Origin of the sequence: Bifidobacterium sp. ESL0775, assembly GCF_029395475.1 — a bacterium.
GTDB lineage: Bacteria > Actinomycetota > Actinomycetes > Actinomycetales > Bifidobacteriaceae > Bifidobacterium.
Window position 1 is genome coordinate 211,700 of record NZ_CP113917.1, and the last position, 20,382, is coordinate 232,081.

9 protein-coding genes and 1 pseudogene are annotated in these 20,382 nt (G+C 58.7%); 5 read left to right on the forward strand and 5 right to left on the reverse strand.

Annotated elements, in window-relative coordinates; translation table 11 throughout:
- Positions 1–1,176 precede the first annotated feature (1,176 nt).
- From OZX73_RS00625 to OZX73_RS00645, 5 genes are all read left to right on the forward strand, one after another.
- Complete coding sequence (locus OZX73_RS00625) at positions 1,177–3,456, forward strand: hypothetical protein (protein WP_277149665.1); 2,280 nt, start codon at positions 1,177–1,179, stop codon at positions 3,454–3,456.
- Entirely contained in the window at positions 3,354–5,207 is a 1,854-nt protein-coding gene (locus OZX73_RS00630) for a hypothetical protein (protein ID WP_277149667.1), read from the forward strand. Before OZX73_RS00625 ends, OZX73_RS00630 begins: the two co-directional genes overlap by 103 nt.
- Positions 5,208–6,066: 859 nt before the next feature.
- Entirely contained in the window at positions 6,067–7,983 is a 1,917-nt protein-coding gene (locus tag OZX73_RS00635; RefSeq protein WP_277149669.1) for a SpaA isopeptide-forming pilin-related protein, read from the forward strand.
- 251 nt (positions 7,984–8,234) lie between these two features.
- Positions 8,235–10,067 (forward strand): SpaA isopeptide-forming pilin-related protein, encoded by a 1,833-nt coding sequence (locus OZX73_RS00640; RefSeq protein ID WP_277149671.1) that lies wholly within the window; start codon positions 8,235–8,237, stop codon positions 10,065–10,067.
- Positions 10,068–10,277: 210 nt separating this feature from the next.
- Positions 10,278–11,372, forward strand: a complete 1,095-nt coding sequence (locus OZX73_RS00645) for a class C sortase (RefSeq protein ID WP_277149673.1) — start codon at positions 10,278–10,280, stop codon at positions 11,370–11,372.
- 322 nt (positions 11,373–11,694) lie between these two features.
- On the opposite strand, the gene pknB is transcribed toward OZX73_RS00645, so the two are convergent.
- The 5 genes and pseudogenes from pknB to OZX73_RS00670 all read right to left on the reverse strand — a co-directional run bounded on the left by pknB (position 11,695) and on the right by OZX73_RS00670 (position 20,381).
- The gene (gene pknB, locus OZX73_RS00650; protein ID WP_277149675.1) at positions 11,695–13,749 is read right to left on the reverse strand and encodes a Stk1 family PASTA domain-containing Ser/Thr kinase; all 2,055 of its coding nucleotides are present in this window, start codon (positions 13,747–13,749) and stop codon (positions 11,695–11,697) included.
- A 563-nt stretch (positions 13,750–14,312) separates the two neighbouring features.
- Positions 14,313–15,164: pseudogene (locus tag OZX73_RS00655) on the reverse strand (serine/threonine-protein kinase); the annotation flags it as partial.
- Positions 15,161–16,630 carry a penicillin-binding protein 2 gene (locus OZX73_RS00660; RefSeq protein WP_277149677.1) on the reverse strand — a complete coding sequence of 490 codons (1,470 nt, stop codon included), beginning with the start codon at positions 16,628–16,630 and terminating at the stop codon, positions 15,161–15,163. The gene OZX73_RS00660 and the pseudogene OZX73_RS00655, both read right to left, overlap by 4 nt.
- Complete coding sequence (locus tag OZX73_RS00665; protein WP_277149678.1) at positions 16,627–18,342, reverse strand: FtsW/RodA/SpoVE family cell cycle protein; 1,716 nt, start codon at positions 18,340–18,342, stop codon at positions 16,627–16,629. Before OZX73_RS00665 ends, OZX73_RS00660 begins: the two co-directional genes overlap by 4 nt.
- Positions 18,339–20,381, reverse strand: coding sequence for a PP2C family serine/threonine-protein phosphatase (locus tag OZX73_RS00670; RefSeq protein ID WP_277149680.1), 2,043 nt, complete (start codon positions 20,379–20,381; stop codon positions 18,339–18,341). The genes OZX73_RS00665 and OZX73_RS00670 overlap by 4 nt, the downstream gene beginning before the upstream one ends.
- Between the last annotated feature and the right edge of the window lies 1 nt (position 20,382).

The following is a 20,382-nucleotide window of genomic DNA, read 5'->3' on the forward strand; positions in this document are numbered from 1 at the left end:
CCTCGTGGCGGTGGTAGCCTTCTGCGCTCTACGTGCCTTGTCACCCCGACACCGATTAGTACCTGTTTTCCTGACCCTGCTCTAAGAGATAAGGTTCTTGCCAAGATTAATAGCGCGTTGGGCACGAGTTATACGCTTAGTGAGTATTTCACGCAAACAATGGCTGATTCCGTTGACACGTTGGACATGCAGTTCAGCGTGATTAGGGGTAACGATGGTGGCTTGGAAGGTCTGGAATATCTTCGTAATCTGACCAGTTTTACCGCGGAGCACACTTGGAATCTTACCGATGTCTCGCCTGTGGCTAATCTGACGAATCTCCAGACTCTTGATTTGTTTAACGCTCGCATTTCGAATGTCACGCCGTTGTCTGGCCTCGTGAGTCTGACGAGTCTTAACCTAGGCAAGAACCGCATTTCGAATGTCACGCCGTTGTCTGGCCTTGTGAATCTAACGAATCTTAATCTTTCCAATAACAGTATTTCATCTATTTTAGATTTGGCTAGTCTTACGAATTTGACGACTTTGAATCTGGAGCATAACCGGATTACGGATGTTTCGGCGCTGTCAGGCTTGAACACAAATTTGAGAACCCTTGATTTGGCTCAGAATATGACGCTTTCGAATGTCGCGCCGTTAACGAGTCTCACAAATCTGGCTTCACTTGATTTGCAGTTTGACCCGATTGGAGACGTGGGCTTGAGCTCGATAGCTGGCGCTCTTGGAAACCTGACCACGCTTAAGGTGGCACAATGTGGCATTACGAACACGACACCGCTGTCCAGCTTGACCCAATTGCAGCATCTTATAATTTTCCGAAACAACATCTCGAGTGTGTCAACGTTCGCCACCATGTCAAGTCTCGTCGAACTTGATTTGGTCGAGAACCATATTAGTGACATCTCGCCTTTGACGGCATCGACTTCCTTAGGCTCGTTGACGACGTTGCATTTGCTGGGTCAGACGATAACGCAGACGCCGGACGCCACTTCAACCGACTTGACGGCTAAGTCAGGCAAACTGACCAGTTCCCCTGACACTTATGCAGCCAATGATACGACTGTTGCCCCGACGACCCCCAGCTCCGGTACTTATAGTGGGTCCACTGGTGTTATGACATGGCCGTCATCAGTGCCGCTGCCAACAACTTTGAGTTTTGGATTCTCTGAACCATCCGTGTCAGTAGGAAGTGCTTCTACGACATACAGCGGCACGGTGACGCGTGGCGTCACTGCCGAGTCGACGCATTCGGTGACGTTCGAGCCGGGGCCGGGTGCCTCGTGGTCGTCGGTCTCGGGCACGAACCCGTTGACGGTCAATGACGGCGACAAGGTGCCCGCGGCGCCGTCGATCGTGGGCCTGGTGCCTCCGTCTGGCTATCGCCAGACCGGCTGGGAGTATGCGTCGTCGCACAACGGCGCGCGGGTCGGCGATTTCCTGTTCGGCCCGTCGGGCACCGCGGTGACGTCGGACCTGTATGTGCGCCCGGTGTGGGGGCGCGCCTCGTACTCGATTTCGTATGATTGGAACGGCGGCTCGTGGGCTGGCGGCTCGCTGCCGGCGTCCGCCGTGTATGGCGATACCGTCAACGCGCCCGCTTCGGCTGGCGCGCGGGCGCCAGCGCACCATCATTTGGATTATTGGGAGTATAAGACTCCTTCCGGTTCGTGGACGGCGTTTACGGGCAGTTTCGCGATGCCGGCCGACAATGTCTCGATCCGCCCGGTGTGGGCCGAGTCGACGCATTCGGTGACGTTCGAGCCGGGGCCGGGTGCCTCGTGGTCGTCGGTCTCGGGCACGAACCCGTTGACGGTCAATGACGGCGACAAGGTGCCCGCGGCGCCGTCGATCGTGGGCCTGGTGCCTCCGTCTGGCTATCGCCAGACCGGCTGGGAGTATGCGTCGTCGCACAACGGCGCGCGGGTCGGCGATTTCCTGTTCGGCCCGTCGGGCACCGCGGTGACGTCGGACCTGTATGTGCGCCCGGTGTGGGGGCGCGCCTCGTACTCGATTTCGTATGATTGGAACGGCGGCTCGTGGGCTGGCGGCTCGCTGCCGGCGTCCGCCGTGTATGGCGATACCGTCAACGCGCCCGCTTCGGCTGGCGCGCGGGCGCCAGCGCACCATCATTTGGATTATTGGGAGTATAAGACTCCTTCCGGTTCGTGGACGGCGTTTACGGGCAGTTTCGCGATGCCGGCCGACAATGTCTCGATCCGCCCGGTGTGGGCCGAGTCGACGCATTCGGTGACGTTCGAGCCGGGGCCGGGTGCCTCGTGGTCGTCGGTCTCGGGCACGAACCCGTTGACGGTCAATGACGGCGACAAGGTGCCCGCGGCGCCGTCGATCGTGGGCCTGGTGCCTCCGTCTGGCTATCGCCAGACCGGCTGGGAGTATGCGTCGTCGCACAACGGCGCGCGGGTCGGCGATTTCCTGTTCGGCCCGTCGGGCACCGCGGTGACGTCGGACCTGTATGTGCGCCCGGTGTGGGGGCGCGCCTCGTACTCGATTTCGTATGATTGGAACGGCGGCTCGTGGGCTGGCGGCTCGCTGCCGGCGTCCGCCGTGTATGGCGATACCGTCAACGCGCCCGCTTCGGCTGGCGCGCGGGCGCCAGCGCACCATCATTTGGATTATTGGGAGTATAAGACTCCTTCCGGTTCGTGGACGGCGTTTACGGGCAGTTTCGCGATGCCGGCCGACAATGTCTCGATCCGCCCGGTGTGGGCCGAGTCGACGCATTCGGTGACGTTCGAGCCGGGGCCGGGTGCCTCGTGGTCGTCGGTCTCGGGCACGAACCCGTTGACGGTCAATGACGGCGACAAGGTGCCCGCGGCGCCGTCGATCGTGGGCCTGGTGCCTCCGTCTGGCTATCGCCAGACCGGCTGGGAGTATGCGTCGTCGCACAACGGCGCGCGGGTCGGCGATTTCCTGTTCGGCCCGTCGGGCACCGCGGTGACGTCGGACCTGTATGTGCGCCCGGTGTGGGGGCGCGCCTCGTACTCGATTTCGTATGATTGGAACGGCGGCTCGTGGGCTGGCGGCTCGCTGCCGGCGTCCGCCGTGTATGGCGATACCGTCAACGCGCCCGCTTCGGCTGGCGCGCGGGCGCCAGCGCACCATCATTTGGATTATTGGGAGTATAAGACTCCTTCCGGTTCGTGGACGGCGTTTACGGGCAGTTTCGCGATGCCGGCCGACAATGTCTCGATCCGCCCGGTGTGGGCCGAGTCGACGCATTCGGTGACGTTCGAGCCGGGGCCGGGTGCCTCGTGGTCGTCGGTCTCGGGCACGAACCCGTTGACGGTCAATGACGGCGACAAGGTGCCCGCGGCGCCGTCGATCGTGGGCTGGTGCCTCCGTCTGGCTATCGCCAGACCGGCTGGGAGTATGCGTCGTCGCACAACGGCGCGCGGGTCGGCGATTTCCTGTTCGGCCCGTCGGGCACCGCGGTGACGTCGGACCTGTATGTGCGCCCGGTGTGGGGGCGCGCCTCGTACTCGATTTCGTATGATTGGAACGGCGGCTCGTGGGCTGGCGGCTCGCTGCCGGCGTCCGCCGTGTATGGCGATACCGTCAACGCGCCCGCTTCGGCTGGCGCGCGGGCGCCAGCGCACCATCATTTGGATTATTGGGAGTATAAGACTCCTTCCGGTTCGTGGACGGCGTTTACGGGCAGTTTCGCGATGCCGGCCGACAATGTCTCGATCCGCCCGGTGTGGGCCGAGTCGACGCATTCGGTGACGTTCGAGCCGGGGCCGGGTGCCTCGTGGTCGTCGGTCTCGGGCACGAACCCGTTGACGGTCAATGACGGCGACAAGGTGCCCGCGGCGCCGTCGATCGTGGGCCTGGTGCCTCCGTCTGGCTATCGCCAGACCGGCTGGGAGTATGCGTCGTCGCACAACGGCGCGCGGGTCGGCGATTTCCTGTTCGGCCCGTCGGGCACCGCGGTGACGTCGGACCTGTATGTGCGCCCGGTGTGGGGGCGCGCCTCGTACTCGATTTCGTATGATTGGAACGGCGGCTCGTGGGCTGGCGGCTCGCTGCCGGCGTCCGCCGTGTATGGCGATACCGTCAACGCGCCCGCTTCGGCTGGCGCGCGGGCGCCAGCGCACCATCATTTGGATTATTGGGAGTATAAGACTCCTTCCGGTTCGTGGACGGCGTTTACGGGCAGTTTCGCGATGCCGGCCGACAATGTCTCGATCCGCCCGGTGTGGGCCGAGTCGACGCATTCGGTGACGTTCGAGCCGGGGCCGGGTGCCTCGTGGTCGTCGGTCTCGGGCACGAACCCGTTGACGGTCAATGACGGCGACAAGGTGCCCGCGGCGCCGTCGATCGTGGGCCTGGTGCCTCCGTCTGGCTATCGCCAGACCGGCTGGGAGTATGCGTCGTCGCACAACGGCGCGCGGGTCGGCGATTTCCTGTTCGGCCCGTCGGGCACCGCGGTGACGTCGGACCTGTATGTGCGCCCGGTGTGGGGGCGCGCCCCATATACAGTGACATACGAGCCTGGGACTGGCGCTTCGTGGACTCCGTTGCCGGGGACTGGTTCAGTGCTTTATGGTTCGACAATCCCGTCGGCGCCGTCGATCGCGGGCCTGACGGCTCCTGCCAACAAGGTGCAGGACGGCTGGTTGTTTGCCTTGTCAAATAATGGACCTGCTACGACGTTCACGTTCGGTACAACGACGATGCCTGCGCATGACATCTGGATTCGTCCGAATTGGGTACAAGCGGTTCATTCGGTGACATTCGAGCCCGGGCCGGGTGCCTCGTGGTCGTCGATCTCCGGTAGCAACCCGCTTCCGGTGAACTATAGAGGCACGATTCTTACGGCACCGGTGATCACCGGTCTTTCCAAGCCGGGTTATCACCAGGATGGCTGGGTGTCGTCTGCGACAAGTAACGGCTCCCCGACGTTGGTGTTCAAGTTTGGTCCGACCGGCGTGGGAACTTCGGTGATGTCTGACCTGTTTGTGCGCCCGAACTGGGTGGCTAATGGTGCTGTACCGAATCCTCCGCATAACACTTCGTCGGGGCAGCTAGGTTCTGGCCAGCCAAATGGCGGCGCGAAGTTGTCAAAGACTGGCTCCGCGATCGCCATCCCAGCTGGTTTGGCAATATCCTTCCTGGTATTGGCAGCTGGGCTGGAGGTTCTGCGGAACTCCGAGTCCGAATCGAGCCGACATCGTCGGATGGATTGATGGATAAGGATGTAGGGCTCTAATAAGCCAGACATGAAATGGGATGGACACAAGGTGTGTCCATCCCATTTTGTTTAAGTATTCGACGCTCAACAAGAAACGCCGTAATGCATCTTTAGAAGTGAAGAAACTGTGATGGATTTTTCTATTAGAGTTTAGTCTCTATCGATAAATATAAGAGACTTGGAGATATGATAGGTTGGCTTTTTGGAATCGATCGTCGCAATATGCTCAATGTTTTGCGGATGATTAGTTGAGCATACATCTCAGTATTAATAAGTCAGCGAACAGTAATTGAGTAATTGCCCATTTTAAGGATTGCTTTGTGTAAAGTTATCCACTGAATATGAATAATTATTGTGGGGCGCTGTGGATAACCACAAGATAATTCTTGATATGGTAGCGATATGCAAAGACCTGTGTGTAATTGTTATCCACATTGTCCACATTCAAAAAACATTGTGAAATAGGGGATTTGGAAAAGCAGTGTGGATAAATGAGTGTCTTTTCCCCATTGCTTCCACTGGTTATACCCAAGTTATCCACACTTTTCTCCACAGTTGTGGAAAACTACACGCGTGTAGTTACATGTTATGTAACCGATATCAACATTCAGAAACGTAGGTTTTGTAGTTAAACAAGTAGGACTGATAGTTTTTAGAACAATGAATCATTAATACGTAAACACGTTAGAATCGAATAATTTTGGCGATTTCTGTCGTTGGAACTGGCTAGCTTTGTTATCGGTATGGAAATGTCATGCTAGTATGGGTGTATAACAAGGGAGCGTGTTAGGCATTCGTCGGCATTGCTTGGGTAAGAACTTAAGTGGGGGTTGTGCCTCACCAGGGAGAGAGACATGGCGATACGTAAAGGATTGCGCAACGTTGCAGCAGCGGCGCTGAGTGCTGCGATGATACTGGCATGCGGGGTCGCCGGCGTTGACAGCGCTAATGCGGATGAAAATGTTGATGTGAGTCATCGTGTTGGGCAAATTAAGGTTGATGAGGCAGCCGAGGGCCATGTCTTCAAAGCTATTCGGATAGGTAGCTATACTTCTGCCACGAAAACTGGGACAATGGTCACAGAAATTGATGTGAGTACTGTTTCTGCGCCCGCCGCAGTCGTCAATGCAATCGGTAACGCATACAGGAGAGTGAGTAGACGTCCCTCAGTACCTTCGACAGCATACTGTCATTCGGACACCATGTGTTGGATATCGCGTAACTGGCTTGGATACCTTAGCGAAGCTGAAAGTGAAGATACAACCTCGAATTCTCATCCGTTTACAGGTAAGTTGCGTGAGTTTGTGACCGAGTTGCAAAAGGATTCTGGTTTTCAGGCGGCAATAAATACTAGCGTCAGGGCAAGTGTGGCTCCAGGGTCGAGCACGGCCTCTTTTGATAATTTGGATCAAGGTATCTATGTTATTGAAGACACAACTGCTGTGCTGCCGAACGGTGTTTCTAATTCAATTCCTATGTTGGTCGGTACTACGGTGGGCGATAGCCATCTTCAAGTGGTCAGCAACCCTGTGACGCCTATGCTCGGCGAGATTAAAGTGAAATCTGATACGCCAACAGTTGATAAGGAATTGGATTCTGTCACGGACGCAGCGGGATGGCCAGTTGTAGGTGATCCTAGTGACGGTGATGTTATGCATTTTATTTTGACTTCTATGGAACCGATGACAACAGGATTTAGTCGGTATTTCTTCCAAATTACTGATAAAGCCAGTGCTGGTTTGCAGTATGTTAACGGCTCTGCACACGCAACTGTGGATGGCTCTGATGTCCCACTGGCACCTGTCCCGCCGACACCACCCTCACCAATGGTTGACGAAGTGTATTTCGCGCAGTCTGATATTTCTGGTTCGCATTATCTTACGTTTACGTTCCCCAATATTACGGCTTACTCTTCTACTGCTGCGCTTCAAGTCGAATACGACATGAAGGTTGTTGGAACGGGAATAATAAGCAACGATGCAGGCGTTAAATGGTCGAGTGATAGCAGCCATCAGCCAGAGCCCACTTGCGTAGCAAATCCCGCAACGAATTGTGGTGCTGTGGAGAAAAATGATACTGCTTCCAGCTACAGTTTCTCTTCGTACTATATGATGCTGGAAAGCACCGATGGTATGAATCAGAGCTTGCCGCTCGGCGGCGCGACTTACGAGTTGCTCAAAGATGACAAGCCTTTGTCGTTCAGGCAATTAGGTGAAGGATATTACGTCTATCATCCGAGCGAGGACAAGGAATCGCACACTACGACCAAACTCGTCACGTCAAGTCACACGCAGGTGGTGCAAGGCGCTCGGGCCGCCTCTTTCATTGAGCCGCGGACGCAACAGGCGGTGGACCGAGATCAAGGTCTTGGCTCGTTGAAGATTGATGGCCTTCCTCTTGGCATCTACACGGTCAAGGAGACTGCGCCACCCACCGGAAAGCCGGATGCGGAGTTGTTGAAGTTCGATGTCAAGTACACCAAAGATGCCAGCAACAATGGCACATACGTTAGCTTGCTTCGGGACTACACGGGTGGGTTGGTGCAACGGCCCATCGGGACAAGGGACCATCTTGGCGCCAATTTCTCGTTGAACGTGGCTAAGAAGCGTGGAGGTTTGTTGGGTGTGTTCGGCGCGTTGGGCACTGGGATGTTCGGTCCTGGAACCTTGGCACGGACGGGCGCGTCAATCGTGGTCTTGCTCATTCTGCTGTGCTGCTTGATAGCAATCGGCACGGCGATATTGAGTCGGCGTCATCAGATCAGCAGATAAGAAGGGGATAAATATGTCAGGGTGCAGAAGCAGTTAGACAAAGTCATGACTTGTAGTACACTATTGAGTAGTGCGTACTATAAGCCTAAAACTTCAAGCTTAAAGGCCTGTCGGTTACGCGCAAGGAAATGCTTCTAAGGAGTTAGGCATGGAGATGTGATGTATTTGGCAGAGCATCAGGGGATGAAAGTCCTGTTGAGAGCTTGAACAATTCAGAAATGTATTTCCGGAAAATACAAGGAGAAATAAAAATGAAGTTAGGAAAAGGGTTACGTGGTGCAGCAGCCATGGTGTTGTCTGCCGCCACGCTCCTCGCGCTCGGTGTAACCGGCGTGGGTTCGGCCAATGCGGCTGATGTCGAGCAAACCATTAATGCTAATGATGGTACAATCACCATTACTGGTGGCAAGGGCCATGATTTCCAGGTTTCTAGGCTCGCTACCTATACCAACGTAGCTGCCGATGGCAACACTTCGACCAGCAACATCACTGGCATCGCTGTCACTACGGATGACGCGACAAGAGTTGTTCAAGCTATTACTTATGCAAACAATGGTGTCCCAACTGATACCAGTTATGATGCTACAAACCCTATGAACTGGGTGGCACAGAACTGGCTCGGATATAACGGAACCGATTCGACCTCAAGTGACAGTACAGCGAACTTAGGAGATCCTGATCACGCAACAGCGAAGAAGCCATACAGCGGCAAACTCCGTAACTTTGTAACGGATTTGACAACTGGGACTCCGGCGATTGCTTTCACGGCTCCTACTCAGGCTAATTCCGGCACTAATGACAAAACAATCACCGGCCTGACTGAAGGTATTTATGTCATTATTGATAAGACCGCTAATAGCAATACCGCAATTCCGATGCTCGTTGGCACCACTGCGGGTTCGAATGCTCTGACGAATTCATCGTCAAAGACCAACATGGTCGGTAAGATCGAGCTGAAGCAGAAGGATGTTACCGTCACTAAGACGGTGACTAAGCTCAATACTAATCCCAGTAACCCGTCTTCGACAACGAATAATTCTCCTACCGATGCAGAGTGGAGAGCTGCGCCTCTCAATTCGATGTTCGGCTTCAGGATTACCGCGCATGTGCCGATGACGACTGGATTCAAGAGCTACCACTTTGAGGTGAAGGATACCCCAACTGCTGGCTTTAGTTTGCAGTCTAGTCCGGCGCCGTTTGCAGACCCAGTGGTAAAGATAACTGATAATGGTGTTACTACCACCTTGGCTGAAGGGACTGATTATACCTACACTGCCCCGTCAGGGTCGAATCTTTCGTTTAGCTATGATTTCTCTCGCAGTGTTTTGAAGTGGAGCTATGATTCGGAGATTACCATTGATTACACGATGCAGCTCACCGCGACGGGTAATCAGTCCAATGATGCGACCGTGATTCATAGTTCTGATCCTACCAATCCCTCGCAAACCAGCGAGACTACGCCTATCGTAGATCCGACGAATCCAGATAACAGCTCTGAGGTTGCGCTGTCTACTTATACGATCAACTTGACTAATACCCTGAGGAATAGTTCTCCTACGGCTTATTTGCCTGGTGCGCAGTTTACCGTTAAGAATGCTTCCGGTGATGTTAAGTTCTCGATGACTGGAACTGATTTCACTTATGATCCCAGTGGCACCATTACTTCGGTAACCACTGACACCAATGGTAAGTTGGTGATTGATGGCCTTCCACAGGGTACTTATACTTTCACTCAGACGGTAGTGGGTACGCATACTCCGACCATTTCGGAAGCTATCAAGCCTACGTTCACAGTGGAAATTGCAAACGGAACTCCTTCAGGATCCACTCCGGGTACGAAGTTCACGTTGACTCAAGATGTTTGGCATCTCGCCAAAATCACTGATGGCAGCGGCGACACTACTAAGGACAGCACCGCTAAGACTGTCGCGCTTCAGCTTGAGTCTGTGACCAACCTCGCCTCCCTGCCTCTCACTGGTGGCGCGGGCCTCGTTCTGCTTGCGGCTCTGGTTGTGCTCAGCGGTGGCATCGTGGTCATCACTTCGGTGGCTCGCCGTCGCAACATGGCTTCCTCTCACAAGTGAGGTTTCCATTGTTTAGAAAGTTCGATTCATAGTTGAACTTTTAAAGACAGCTAAAGGGTGGTTTGGTCTGGAATCAAATTTCGGACCGAACCACCCTTTACTATATGTAAAGCATGGAAATCGCAGTAAACTACTTTCTGTTGTCTTCTTTTTGCGAGACAATAGCGGAAATACTTTTAGGTACTTTGAGCTGACCAGTGGAATGGACGAATGAAGCGTAAGAAACAAAAGCAACCGGAGACCCTAGCGGCTCTGCCTTTTGATGACGTCATCAAGCCCCACAGAAAACGTGGACAATACGTCTACCGTATCTTTATCGAGCTCGTCCACGACATCTTTGTCATCCTTACCGTCATCCTCATTATGTGGGCCCCTGTTCATTGGGCTGTCAACTCGAGAACCGAGTCGTTAGCCGCCATTCAGGCTGAACGAGACGTGTTGAAATGGCCTCGCGGCGACGTCGCCAAGGAGTATCATGCTGCGCAACGCTATAACGAGCAGATCGCCGCTTCAGGGCAGTTGACGTTGGGGGAGGTAAAAGATCCTTTTGATCCCCAGCCTGACGAGGACACCGAATCAGTAAAAGATCAGACATACCAATCGATACTGAAAAGCCCAACGGGAGTGATGGGCACGATTCGCATTCCCAAAGTCTCCATTCATTTGCCGATTTACCATGGCACCTCTCGCTCGATATTGCAGATAGGTTCCGGACATCTTTACGGCACCAGCGTGCCTGTAGGCGGTAAATCAACAAACGCTGTGCTCACAGGCCATCGTGGGTTACCGGATGCCTTACTCTTCACAAGACTTGATGAATTGAGCAAAGGGGACATCATCTACATCAAGACGATGAACCATACCATGGGCTATCGTGTGACGGCCATCCACGTGGTCAATCCTGACGATGTACATCTTTACAAGGTTGTTCCGGGCCAGGACCTGCTGACGTTGATGACATGCACGCCATACGGTGTCAACACTCAGCGACTCGTCATCACCGCCAAGAGAGGGAACATCCCGCAGAACATCCCGCCGTTGGAAGATAGCGCCGCCGACGCGAAGCTGTATGGCCTCCTGACCATCGTGGTGGTGCTGATTATTGGTTTCATCCTCGCCCTGCGCAAGAACTACCGTGAGCTGGTGCCACCGCCGTGGCACTACGATGGCACCCCGATTCCGCCATCGCTGCTCCTCCCACGTTTCGTCGACGAACGCGGCCTGCCGCCAATGGGCGTCCTGGCCCACCGCAAGCGTCCGCGCCATCAACAGCGCCCACGCCCGACTCCGCCCAAGAAAGAATAGCGTTCGACGTATGTCAAGAGTCTCCCAGACCCAGAAGTGGTGGTCTGGGAGACTCTTTGCTATACAGATGACTTTGTATATGTCGAACAAAGACAGACGTATAAAAGGCAGAAGATAAGCGGTAATCAACTGAGGTTGATCGTTACAAGTAGGGGAATAAGAGGCATGAGTGAGGATGAGCAATTCTAAGAATGAAAGAAAAATGACCAGCAAGATTAGGCGCGATTGATATGAAAATGGTGCTTCCGAAACCGATTCCGGCTTCGCAAGCACCATTTTCATTGGTTAAAGTGGCAGCTGGTTTGTTGAGGCTTGGCTTCGATCAGTGACCGGAGGGCTGCGGGGTGTTGCCTTCGCCGCCACTTGGGGTGGTGGGCTGGGGAGCGGCCTTGGTGCTCAGGGTGATGGTGCTGCCCTTGTCGACCTGCTGGCCCGGCGAAGGTGACATGCCGGTGACGATGGCGCTGTCATCCTCGGGGTTGCCCTGCGTGACGTTGATGGTGAAGCCTTGCAGCAGGCCGCGGGCCTGGCCCAAGGTGGTGGTGCCGAACGAGATGGTGTTGGGCACGATGACCTTCGGCTTGCCTTGGGAGACGTAGACGGTGATGCTGCCCTTCTGGGCAAGGCTGGCGCCGGCGCCTGGGTTGGTGCGCGTCACCAAGCCCTGGGCCACGTTGTCGGAAGCCTCCTGCTGGACGACGACGGTGAATGCCTTGAGCTGGTTCAGCGCCTGGTCCTGCTGCTGGCCCGAGACATCCGGCACCTTGGCCATGCCGGAGGAGATATAGAGCATCAACGAGGTGCCCTTGTCGGCGGCCGTTCCGGCGGCCGGGTCGGTGCGAGTGACCATGTCCTTGGCCACATCCATGCTGTCCTCGGTCTGCGCGGTGGGCGCGACCTTGAAACCGGCCTTCTCGAGCACTTTTCGGGCGTCGTCCTGCGACTTGCCCTTCACGTCGGGTATCTGGCCGGACTGCGGGCCGGCGGAGAACCAGACCTTGACGGTCGAGCCCTGTGGGGCTTTCGCGCCGCCCTTGGGCGATTGCTTGGTGAAGGTGCCCTTGGGTTCGCTGGAGTCGTTGTCCTGCTCCACCTTCATCTTCAGGCCGACTTCCTCAAGCTGCTCCTGGGCGCGCGCCTGCGTGGTGGTGGCGTTGAAGGTCGGCACGCTCACCATCTCCGGCTTCTTCATGTGCGTGACGCCGAAGACGATGCCCGCGATGGCCAGAATGGCCACGATGCCGCCGATCACGGAGCCGATGATGATCTTCTTTTTCTTTTTCGCCTTCTCTTCGGCGGCCTTTTCGGCTCGGGTCTTGACGGCGGTGTTGCCGCCGGGCTCAAGCTGCGTCGCCGCGGTGTCGCCGTAGGTTCCCGTAAGCGGGTCGAAGGCCTGCGTGGCCGTGGTCTCCACGGGGTTCATCGCCTCGGTTGCCGCGGTCTGCTCGGCCTGCTTGCGCTCCTTCATGTTGGCGAGGTCGGTCAGCGGGTTGAACGCCGCCGCCACCGGGATGCCGCCGTTCATGTAGGTCAGGATGTCGTTGCGGAACTCGGCGGCAGTCGCGTAACGGTTCTGCCGGTCCTTGGCCATCGCCTTGGCGCAGATCTGGTCCCACATCTTGGGAAGTCCTGGCACCAGCGTGCTGGGCGGTGTGGCTACTTCCGAGACGTGCTGGTAGGCGATCGCCACGGCCGAGTCACCTTGGAAGGGAGGGCGTCCGGTGAGCATTTCGTAGAGCACGCAACCGGCGGAATAGAGGTCGGAACGCATGTCGACGGTCTCGCCTCGGGCCTGCTCGGGGGAGAGGTACTGCGCGGTGCCCACCACGCCCTGCGACTGGGTCATCGTCGCCACGGAATCGTCAAGCGCGCGGGCGATGCCGAAGTCCATGACCTTGACCATGCCCTGCTCGCTGATCATGATGTTGCCGGGCTTGATGTCGCGGTGGATGATGCCCATCCGGTGCGAGTAATCGAGCGCGTTCAAGACGCCCAGCATCACCTGCTCGGCGTCGCGCTGGCTTAAGGGGCCGTTCGCCTTGATGATGTCGCGCAGGGTCTGGCCCTTGACGTACTCCATCACAATGTAGGGCACGCGCTCGGTGGAGCCGTCCTCGGCGGTGATGGCCTCCTCGCCGGAATCGTAGATGTTGACGATGTTGATGTTGTTCATCTGCGCGACCGAGTGCGCCTCGCGGGCGAACCGCTTGAGGAAGACGTCGTCGTTGGCCATGTCGGAGCGCATGATCTTGACGGCCACGACGCGCCCCAAGCGTGTGTCCTGCGCGATATGGACCTCGGCCATGCCCCCTCGGCCAATCAGTTGCCCCAGCTGGTAACGGCCGTTTGCCAGTGATGTTGGCATATTGGTGCTCATTGCTGCTCCTCCCGGTTGCGCGTGGTTGCCGACGAGTCGGCATTGTCTTGCGTCAAGTTGTTTGAAATTCCGATGTCTTGGATGGCGTGGACGGTCGCCGTCATGGTGTTCAGCGCCTCTTGCACTGCCGGCGGGTAGTGGCTGCCTGTGGTGCCGTCGTCTTCGGCGTTGCTGGAGACGGTGTTGATGGTGTTGCCCTCGATGGAGCTGTCGGCGTGATTGGCGTTGCTGGCGCTCGCGGTATCACCGCTGGTGCTGGCTGTATCGCTGGTACCGAGGGCGGTTTGGTCGTCGGCAACGTTGCTTGTATCGCCTGCATTCTCGTCATCGTCGATGCCGACGATCTCGGTACTGCTGACGACGAGCGCCTTTCCCGTATCGTCCGAGTGGTCGTTGGCCTCAAGTTGAGGCGCGGGCGTGGATGCCGATTCGGTGGACTCGGCCGACACCGGCGCGGATTGCTGCGGATGGAACGCGGAGGCGTTGCCGCCGGCCACCCGTCCGTCGGCGGAGTACGGAGCACTGACCACGCGGCGCGCGATGCGCCCGTCGCGCGAGACCATCGTGGTGTCGTCCAGCGCGGCCTGCTGGTCCATCAGCCGGCGTTCGATGTGCGAGAGCGTGCGCGAGACGACCAGCGCGTCCTTCGGCCGGTCGAGCGGGTTCTTGGAAAGCATCGACATCACGAACTGGGCCAGCTGCACGTCGACCGTGTCCGGCAGCGGCGGAACCGCGTCGTTGACGTGCGCGGCGGCAATGTCGACGGGAGTGGCGCCGGTGAACGGGCGATGCCCGCACAGCCCCTCATAGGCCACCACGCCCAGCGAATAGATGTCGGACTGCGGCGTGGCCTTCTTGCCCTGCGCCTGCTCCGGCGAGATGTATTGCGCGGTGCCCACCACCATGCCATCCTGCGTGATCTGGGCCTGGTTGGTGGAGTAGGAGACGCCGAAATCGGTGATTTTCACCTCGCCGTCCTTGGAGACCATGATATTGGCGGGTTTCACATCACGATGTATTACACCGTGGGAATGCGCGACGTAAAGCCCGCGAGCCACCTGCACCAAAATCGGCAGCAGCTCGAGCGGGTCGATCGCGCCCTTCTCGCGGTACATGTCGGCCAGCGACTCGCTGTCGACATACTCCATGATCAAAAAGCCGATGCCGTCGTGCTCGTAGTAATCGAAGAGCGCGGCGATGTTCGGATGAGCCAGATCGGCGGAATTGTGCGCCTCGATGCGCAGCCTGCGCCGCTTGGCCTCCACGTCGGTGAGGTCGCCACGCAACGCCTTGATGGCCACGACACGTCCCAGTTGGATGTCGTAGCCCTTCCAGACCTCGCCCATCCCGCCTTGCGCGAGCCGGCGATCGAGGCGGTACCGGTTGTGAATCAGTTGACCTTCAACGAGCTTCATTTGCCCAGTGCCTCCCTCATTATCGCCTTCATGATCGGGCCGGCAGCGGAGCCGCCCAGTTGGTCGGTGCTATGGACGACCACGGCGACCGCGATCTTCGGGTCGTCGGCGGGCGCGAAGCCCATGATCCAGCCGTCGTTGCTTTGGTTGCCCACGCCGATCTGCGCGGTGCCGGTCTTGGCCGCCACGGAGACGCCGGGAATGGCCAGGTTCGGATTCTCCTTGGTGATGACGGCCTTCATCATCTCCGTCAATTTGCCGGCCGTGTCCTTGCTCATCGGCTGGCTCATCACGCCCGGGCTGGTGGTCGAGATGACCGTGAGGTCGCTGGAACGCACCCGGTCGACCAGCGTCGGGCGCATCAGCGTTCCGCCGTTGGCGATGGCCGAGGCGATCATCGCGTTCTGCAACGGCGTCTCCTGGGTGTCGCCCTGGCCGATAGACGCCAGCGCGAGGCGGTCCGGGGACGGGTTGTCGGGGAATTTCGAGGCGATGGCCTGCATGGGGTCGCCCGTCGAATTCGAGCCGTCGATCTGGATGGATGAGCCGAAACCGAACTTCTTGGCCGTGTCCTCGATGGCCTGCGCCCCGAGCGCGCCGCCAAGCTGCGCGAAGGCGGTGTTGGACGAGTAGGCCAACGCGTCCTCGAACGAGATCTGGCCGTCGGCGCCGCCGTTCGCCGCGCTGCCGGTGTTGGTCAGCTTCGTGTTGGTGTTCGGCAGCGTATAGCTCGCGCCCGCCGGGATGCGTGTATCCAGCTGGTATTTGCCGCTTTCCAAGGCCGCTGTGGCCACCACCGTCTTGAAGCTGGATCCAGGTGGATAGAGCTCGGAGATAGCACGGTTGAGCATCGGGTTCGCCTTGTCGGCGGTCAGCTTGGAGTATTCCTGGTTGACCTTGGTGGTGTCATGGCTGGCCAGCGTGTTCGGGTCGTAGCTCGGTGTCGACACCATCGCGAGTATCCGGCCGGTCTTGGGCTCGAAGGCGACTGCCGCGCCGCTTCTGCCGGCCAGCTGGTCGTAGGCGACGCGCTGGAGCTTCGTGTCGATGGACGTCTCGATGGAGGCGCCCTTGTTGGCCGATCCGGTGAACAGCGACTTGAATTGCTGCCAGAAAAGCTGGTTCGACTCCCCGGTCAGGAGCTTGTTGCGTGAGTCCTCGATGCCGCGGTCGGCGCGCTGGCTGATGGAGAAGTAACCGGTCACGGGCGCGTAGAGCGGGCCGTTGGAGTAGGAGCGTTGGTAGGCGAACGGGTCGTTCACCGGGTCGGATTTCGCCATCACCGTGCCGTCGGCAGCCAGGATGGGGCCGCGCGGGGCGTTGAACTCGTGGTAGAGGCCGCGCTGGTTGCGTGGGTCGTTGTTGAGCTTGTTGGCCTTGATGGCCGTGATCATCGTGCTGGAGAGCCCGAGGATCGTGAAGAGGACGACGACCGCGGTGAAAAGCTGGCGCAGGTATTTGTTCATCGCGCGCCTCCCATCAGATCGTCAAAACTTAAGCTTTGGATCCCCGAATCCTCAGGACTTTGACCTGCGGCTGCGGGCGTATTGCCGGCGTTCCCCTGCGTTTGGGCTTGCGGATCGGCGGCGACTGGCTGAGACGGCGTCTGCGGCAACACATCCGAAGATGAGCTCGACGCCACGCGCGGGCCCGCTTGCGGGACGGGGACGGTTTCGGCGCTCGCCGGCGCCTCGGCGTCGCGTTGCGAAACTGACGAAGCCACCGGGAAGCTGGACGTCGTCGGCTGTGTCTCATCCGAATTTGAATCCGAGTGTGAACGGGAACGCGAATGGCGGCCTTCATTGCGCTTCTTCTGCGCGCTGCGCTTGTTCAACGCCTCCATCGCCTCGTATTGCATGGTGTTGGAAAGCTCGCCTTCGGGCTCCGGCTTGTTGGCCTCGTTCGAGATGACGATGAGCAGCGCGGCAAGCAGGTAATTGGCCACCAGCGACGAACCGCCGGCCGCCATGTACGGCATCGTGAGCCCCGTCATCGGGATGACTAGCGTGAGGCCGCCGACGACGGTGAAGACCTGGAAGGCCATGGTGAAAACGAGGCCACTGGCCAAGAGCTTGCCGAAGCCGTCCTTGATTTTCATCGCCGTCAGAAGGCCCGAGGTGATGATGATCAAATACAGCATCAAAATGGCCATCAGACCGGACAGGCCCAGCTCCTCGCCGAGGGAGGAGTAGATGAAATCGGAATTGCCCAGCGGGGTGAGCGCGGGGTGGCCCTGGCCGATGCCGGTGCCGAGCAGACCACCCGAGGCGAGGCCGAAGAGGCCGGTGACCAGCTGGTAGGAGCTGCCGTACCTGCGGTTGTAGACGGCCGCGTCGAAGGGGTGGAGCCAGCCGTCGACGCGATAGCCGACGTGCGCGAATACCTTCACGGAGAAGACCGCGGCGACGACGAAGGCGATGCCGCCGATGATGAGCCAGCTGCCACGGCCGGTGGCGACATAAAGCATCGAGACGAACATCGCGAAGAACATCAGGGAGGTGCCGAGGTCATGCTGGACGACGAGCACGCCGATGGAGGCGAACCAGACGAGGATCAACGGACCCATGTCGCGCACGCGGGGTAGCTGCAGGCCGGCCACTTTCTTGCCGCCGACGGCCAGCTGGTCGCGGTGGTTGAAGAGGTAGGCCGCGAAGAAGAAGGCGAGGAAGAGTTTGGCGAATTCGCCGGGTTGCAGGGTGTGCGAGCCGAAGCCGATCCAGATGCGCGCGCCGCCGATCTCCTTGCCCAGGCCGGGAATCATGGGGGAGAGCAGCAGCACCAGGCCCACCACCATGCTCACATACGAGAAGCGGCGCAGGACGCGGTAATCACGCAGGGCGACGATGAAAACGCAGGTCAGCGCCAGCGCGACGCACACCCAGATCAGCTGGCGGAAGGCCACGGAGGTCTTCTTGTCGTAATCGATGCGCGCGATCATCATCGTGCCGATGGCCGTCAAGAGCATCACGCACGGCAGGATCTCCTGGCTCGCATAAGGCTGGAATTTCAGCAACAGCGCCCAAAGCAGGATGAAGAGAGCCGCCACCACGCACAGGATAGTGACGTACTTGGCGGGGAAGCCGCTGTAGACGCGCGCGAAAAGCTGGAAAAAGGCGATGCCGCTGATTGCGATGGCGAACAGCAGCAGGCCGATCTGACGGAAGCGAGTGGCGATCATGCGTTCGCCGCCTTTGCGCTGGTGATGATTGCGGACGGGGTTTCGGCGCTCGCCGACGGAGCCGCGTTGGGGCTCAGGTTACTTGTGTTGGCGCCCTCATCGCCGGAGCCGGAATCGCTGGGATTGGAGCCTTGGTTGTCGGAACCGTTGAGAGTGCTGAGCTCGGCGTCGTTTGGCGCGCTTGAGCTGTTCGCGCCGCTCGCACCGGAACCGTCTGTGCTTTCCTGGCTTGCCCACGGCCACGGTGTGGTCTTGCCCTTTGATTTGGACTTGTCGAGGGTCTTGGCCTCTTTCTTGATCATCGCGACATGGCTTTTAGCCTCGTCGAACGAGTCTACGGTGATGCCTTGGTTGAGCTCGTCCGTCCAGGATTGCGGCAGGTTGGAAAGCTTGATGTCGGTGGATTCGACCTTGTGGGAAAGCCGTGCGCCGAAGAGGTTGGTGTTGACGCCCTGGTAGATGGCCACGGCCCCGTCGCTGGTACCAATGTAATACTTTGTCTGGCTCCAGCGGTAGGCCCCGAAGCCCACGCCGAGCACGGCGGCCAGGGCCACGACGAAGGCGACGATGACCGCTATACGTCCACGGTTGCGTTTGCGGCGTTCGTTTTTGCGATTACGTAGATGCTCACGACGGATGGCCCGGGCGACCTCCGGGTCGTTGGGATCGGCTGAGACGCGGCCGTCCTTCTTGGTGACCACCGGAATCTCGCCGGTGTCCATGTTGGCCTTGTCGTCGTTTTCGTCGCGCACGGCCGAGGGCTGCGCCACATGGACGATGCTGCCGCCTGCGGCCGAGGTGTCTTGCGCATCCGGGTTTTCCGACTCCTGGCCGGTGCTGGAAGCGCTGGCTTCCGGGGCTTCGCCGGTATTGGAGGAATCGTCGGCCGCGCTGTTGCTTTCGGCGTGGGAGAGGGCTGCGGCGCGCTGCGCGGGCGACTGTTTGCCCAAGCGCAACGCGGGCGAGGAGGCGACGGGCTCCTTGATGATGTCTGCGATGGCCTCGAGGTTCGAGCTTGCGGCCCCGCCGATCAGCGGCGTTTGATGGGGCAGGTCGAAGGAATCCGCGTCGAGCGCGAGCGTGGCGTCGGCGATCACCGCCGTGACGTTGTCGGTGCTGCCGGCCTTCAGAGCCATGGCGACCAGCTGTTGGGCGCATTCCTCCTCGTCAGAGACCGTGGCGAGCATGGTCTCGAGGGTGTCGTCCTCCAGCACGCCGGAAAGGCCGTCGGAGCAGAGCAGCCAGCGGTCGGATGGCTGGGCCAAGAAGATGCCGATGTCGGGGTGCGGGTCGATGTCGAAATCGCCGAGCACGCGCATCACCACATTGCGTTGCGGGTGGTTGCGGGCTTCGGCTTCTGTAATACGTCCGGTGTCGATCAGGTGCTGGACGTAGCTGTGGTCCTGCGTCATGCGGCGGATCTTGCCGTCGCGCAGCAGGTAGGCGCGGGAGTCGCCGATGTGGGTGACGACCCAATGGCCGTCGACCAGGGCCACGGCCGTCACCGTGGTGCCCATGCCGGCCAGCGTGCGCTCGCGTTTCGCCTTCCCGACGATCGCGTCGTGGGCCGCCATCACGCTGGTCTCCATCATCGAGGCGATGGACGCGACGTCGTTTTTGGCGCCGCTCTGCTCGATATGCGCCAGCGAGCGGATGGCGATGGTTGAGGCGGTGTCGCCGCCAGCGTGGCCGCCCATGCCGTCGCAGATGGCGACGAGGTGCTCGCCGGCGAACGAGGAATCCTGATTGTTGCTGCGCACCGTGCCCACGTCGGAGACCGTTGTGGAATAAAGGAAGAGTTGTTGCTGAGGCTGTGCGCCCAAGCTGTGGTCGAGGATATGCGCTGTGTTGGCGGTTTGGGCTGAGTTGGTCGCGCTGGCTTGGTTAGTTGGGGTCGCGTCCGGCGTCTTACGGACCGGATGAGCGTTGGAAGGCGCAACAGAAGAAGGACTATCGATCCCGCTCACCGGAATCGAAGGTGGCATGTTGGCATTATCCGGATTTTCCGGTGTCAATGAGGAATCTGAGGTGTCTGGCATA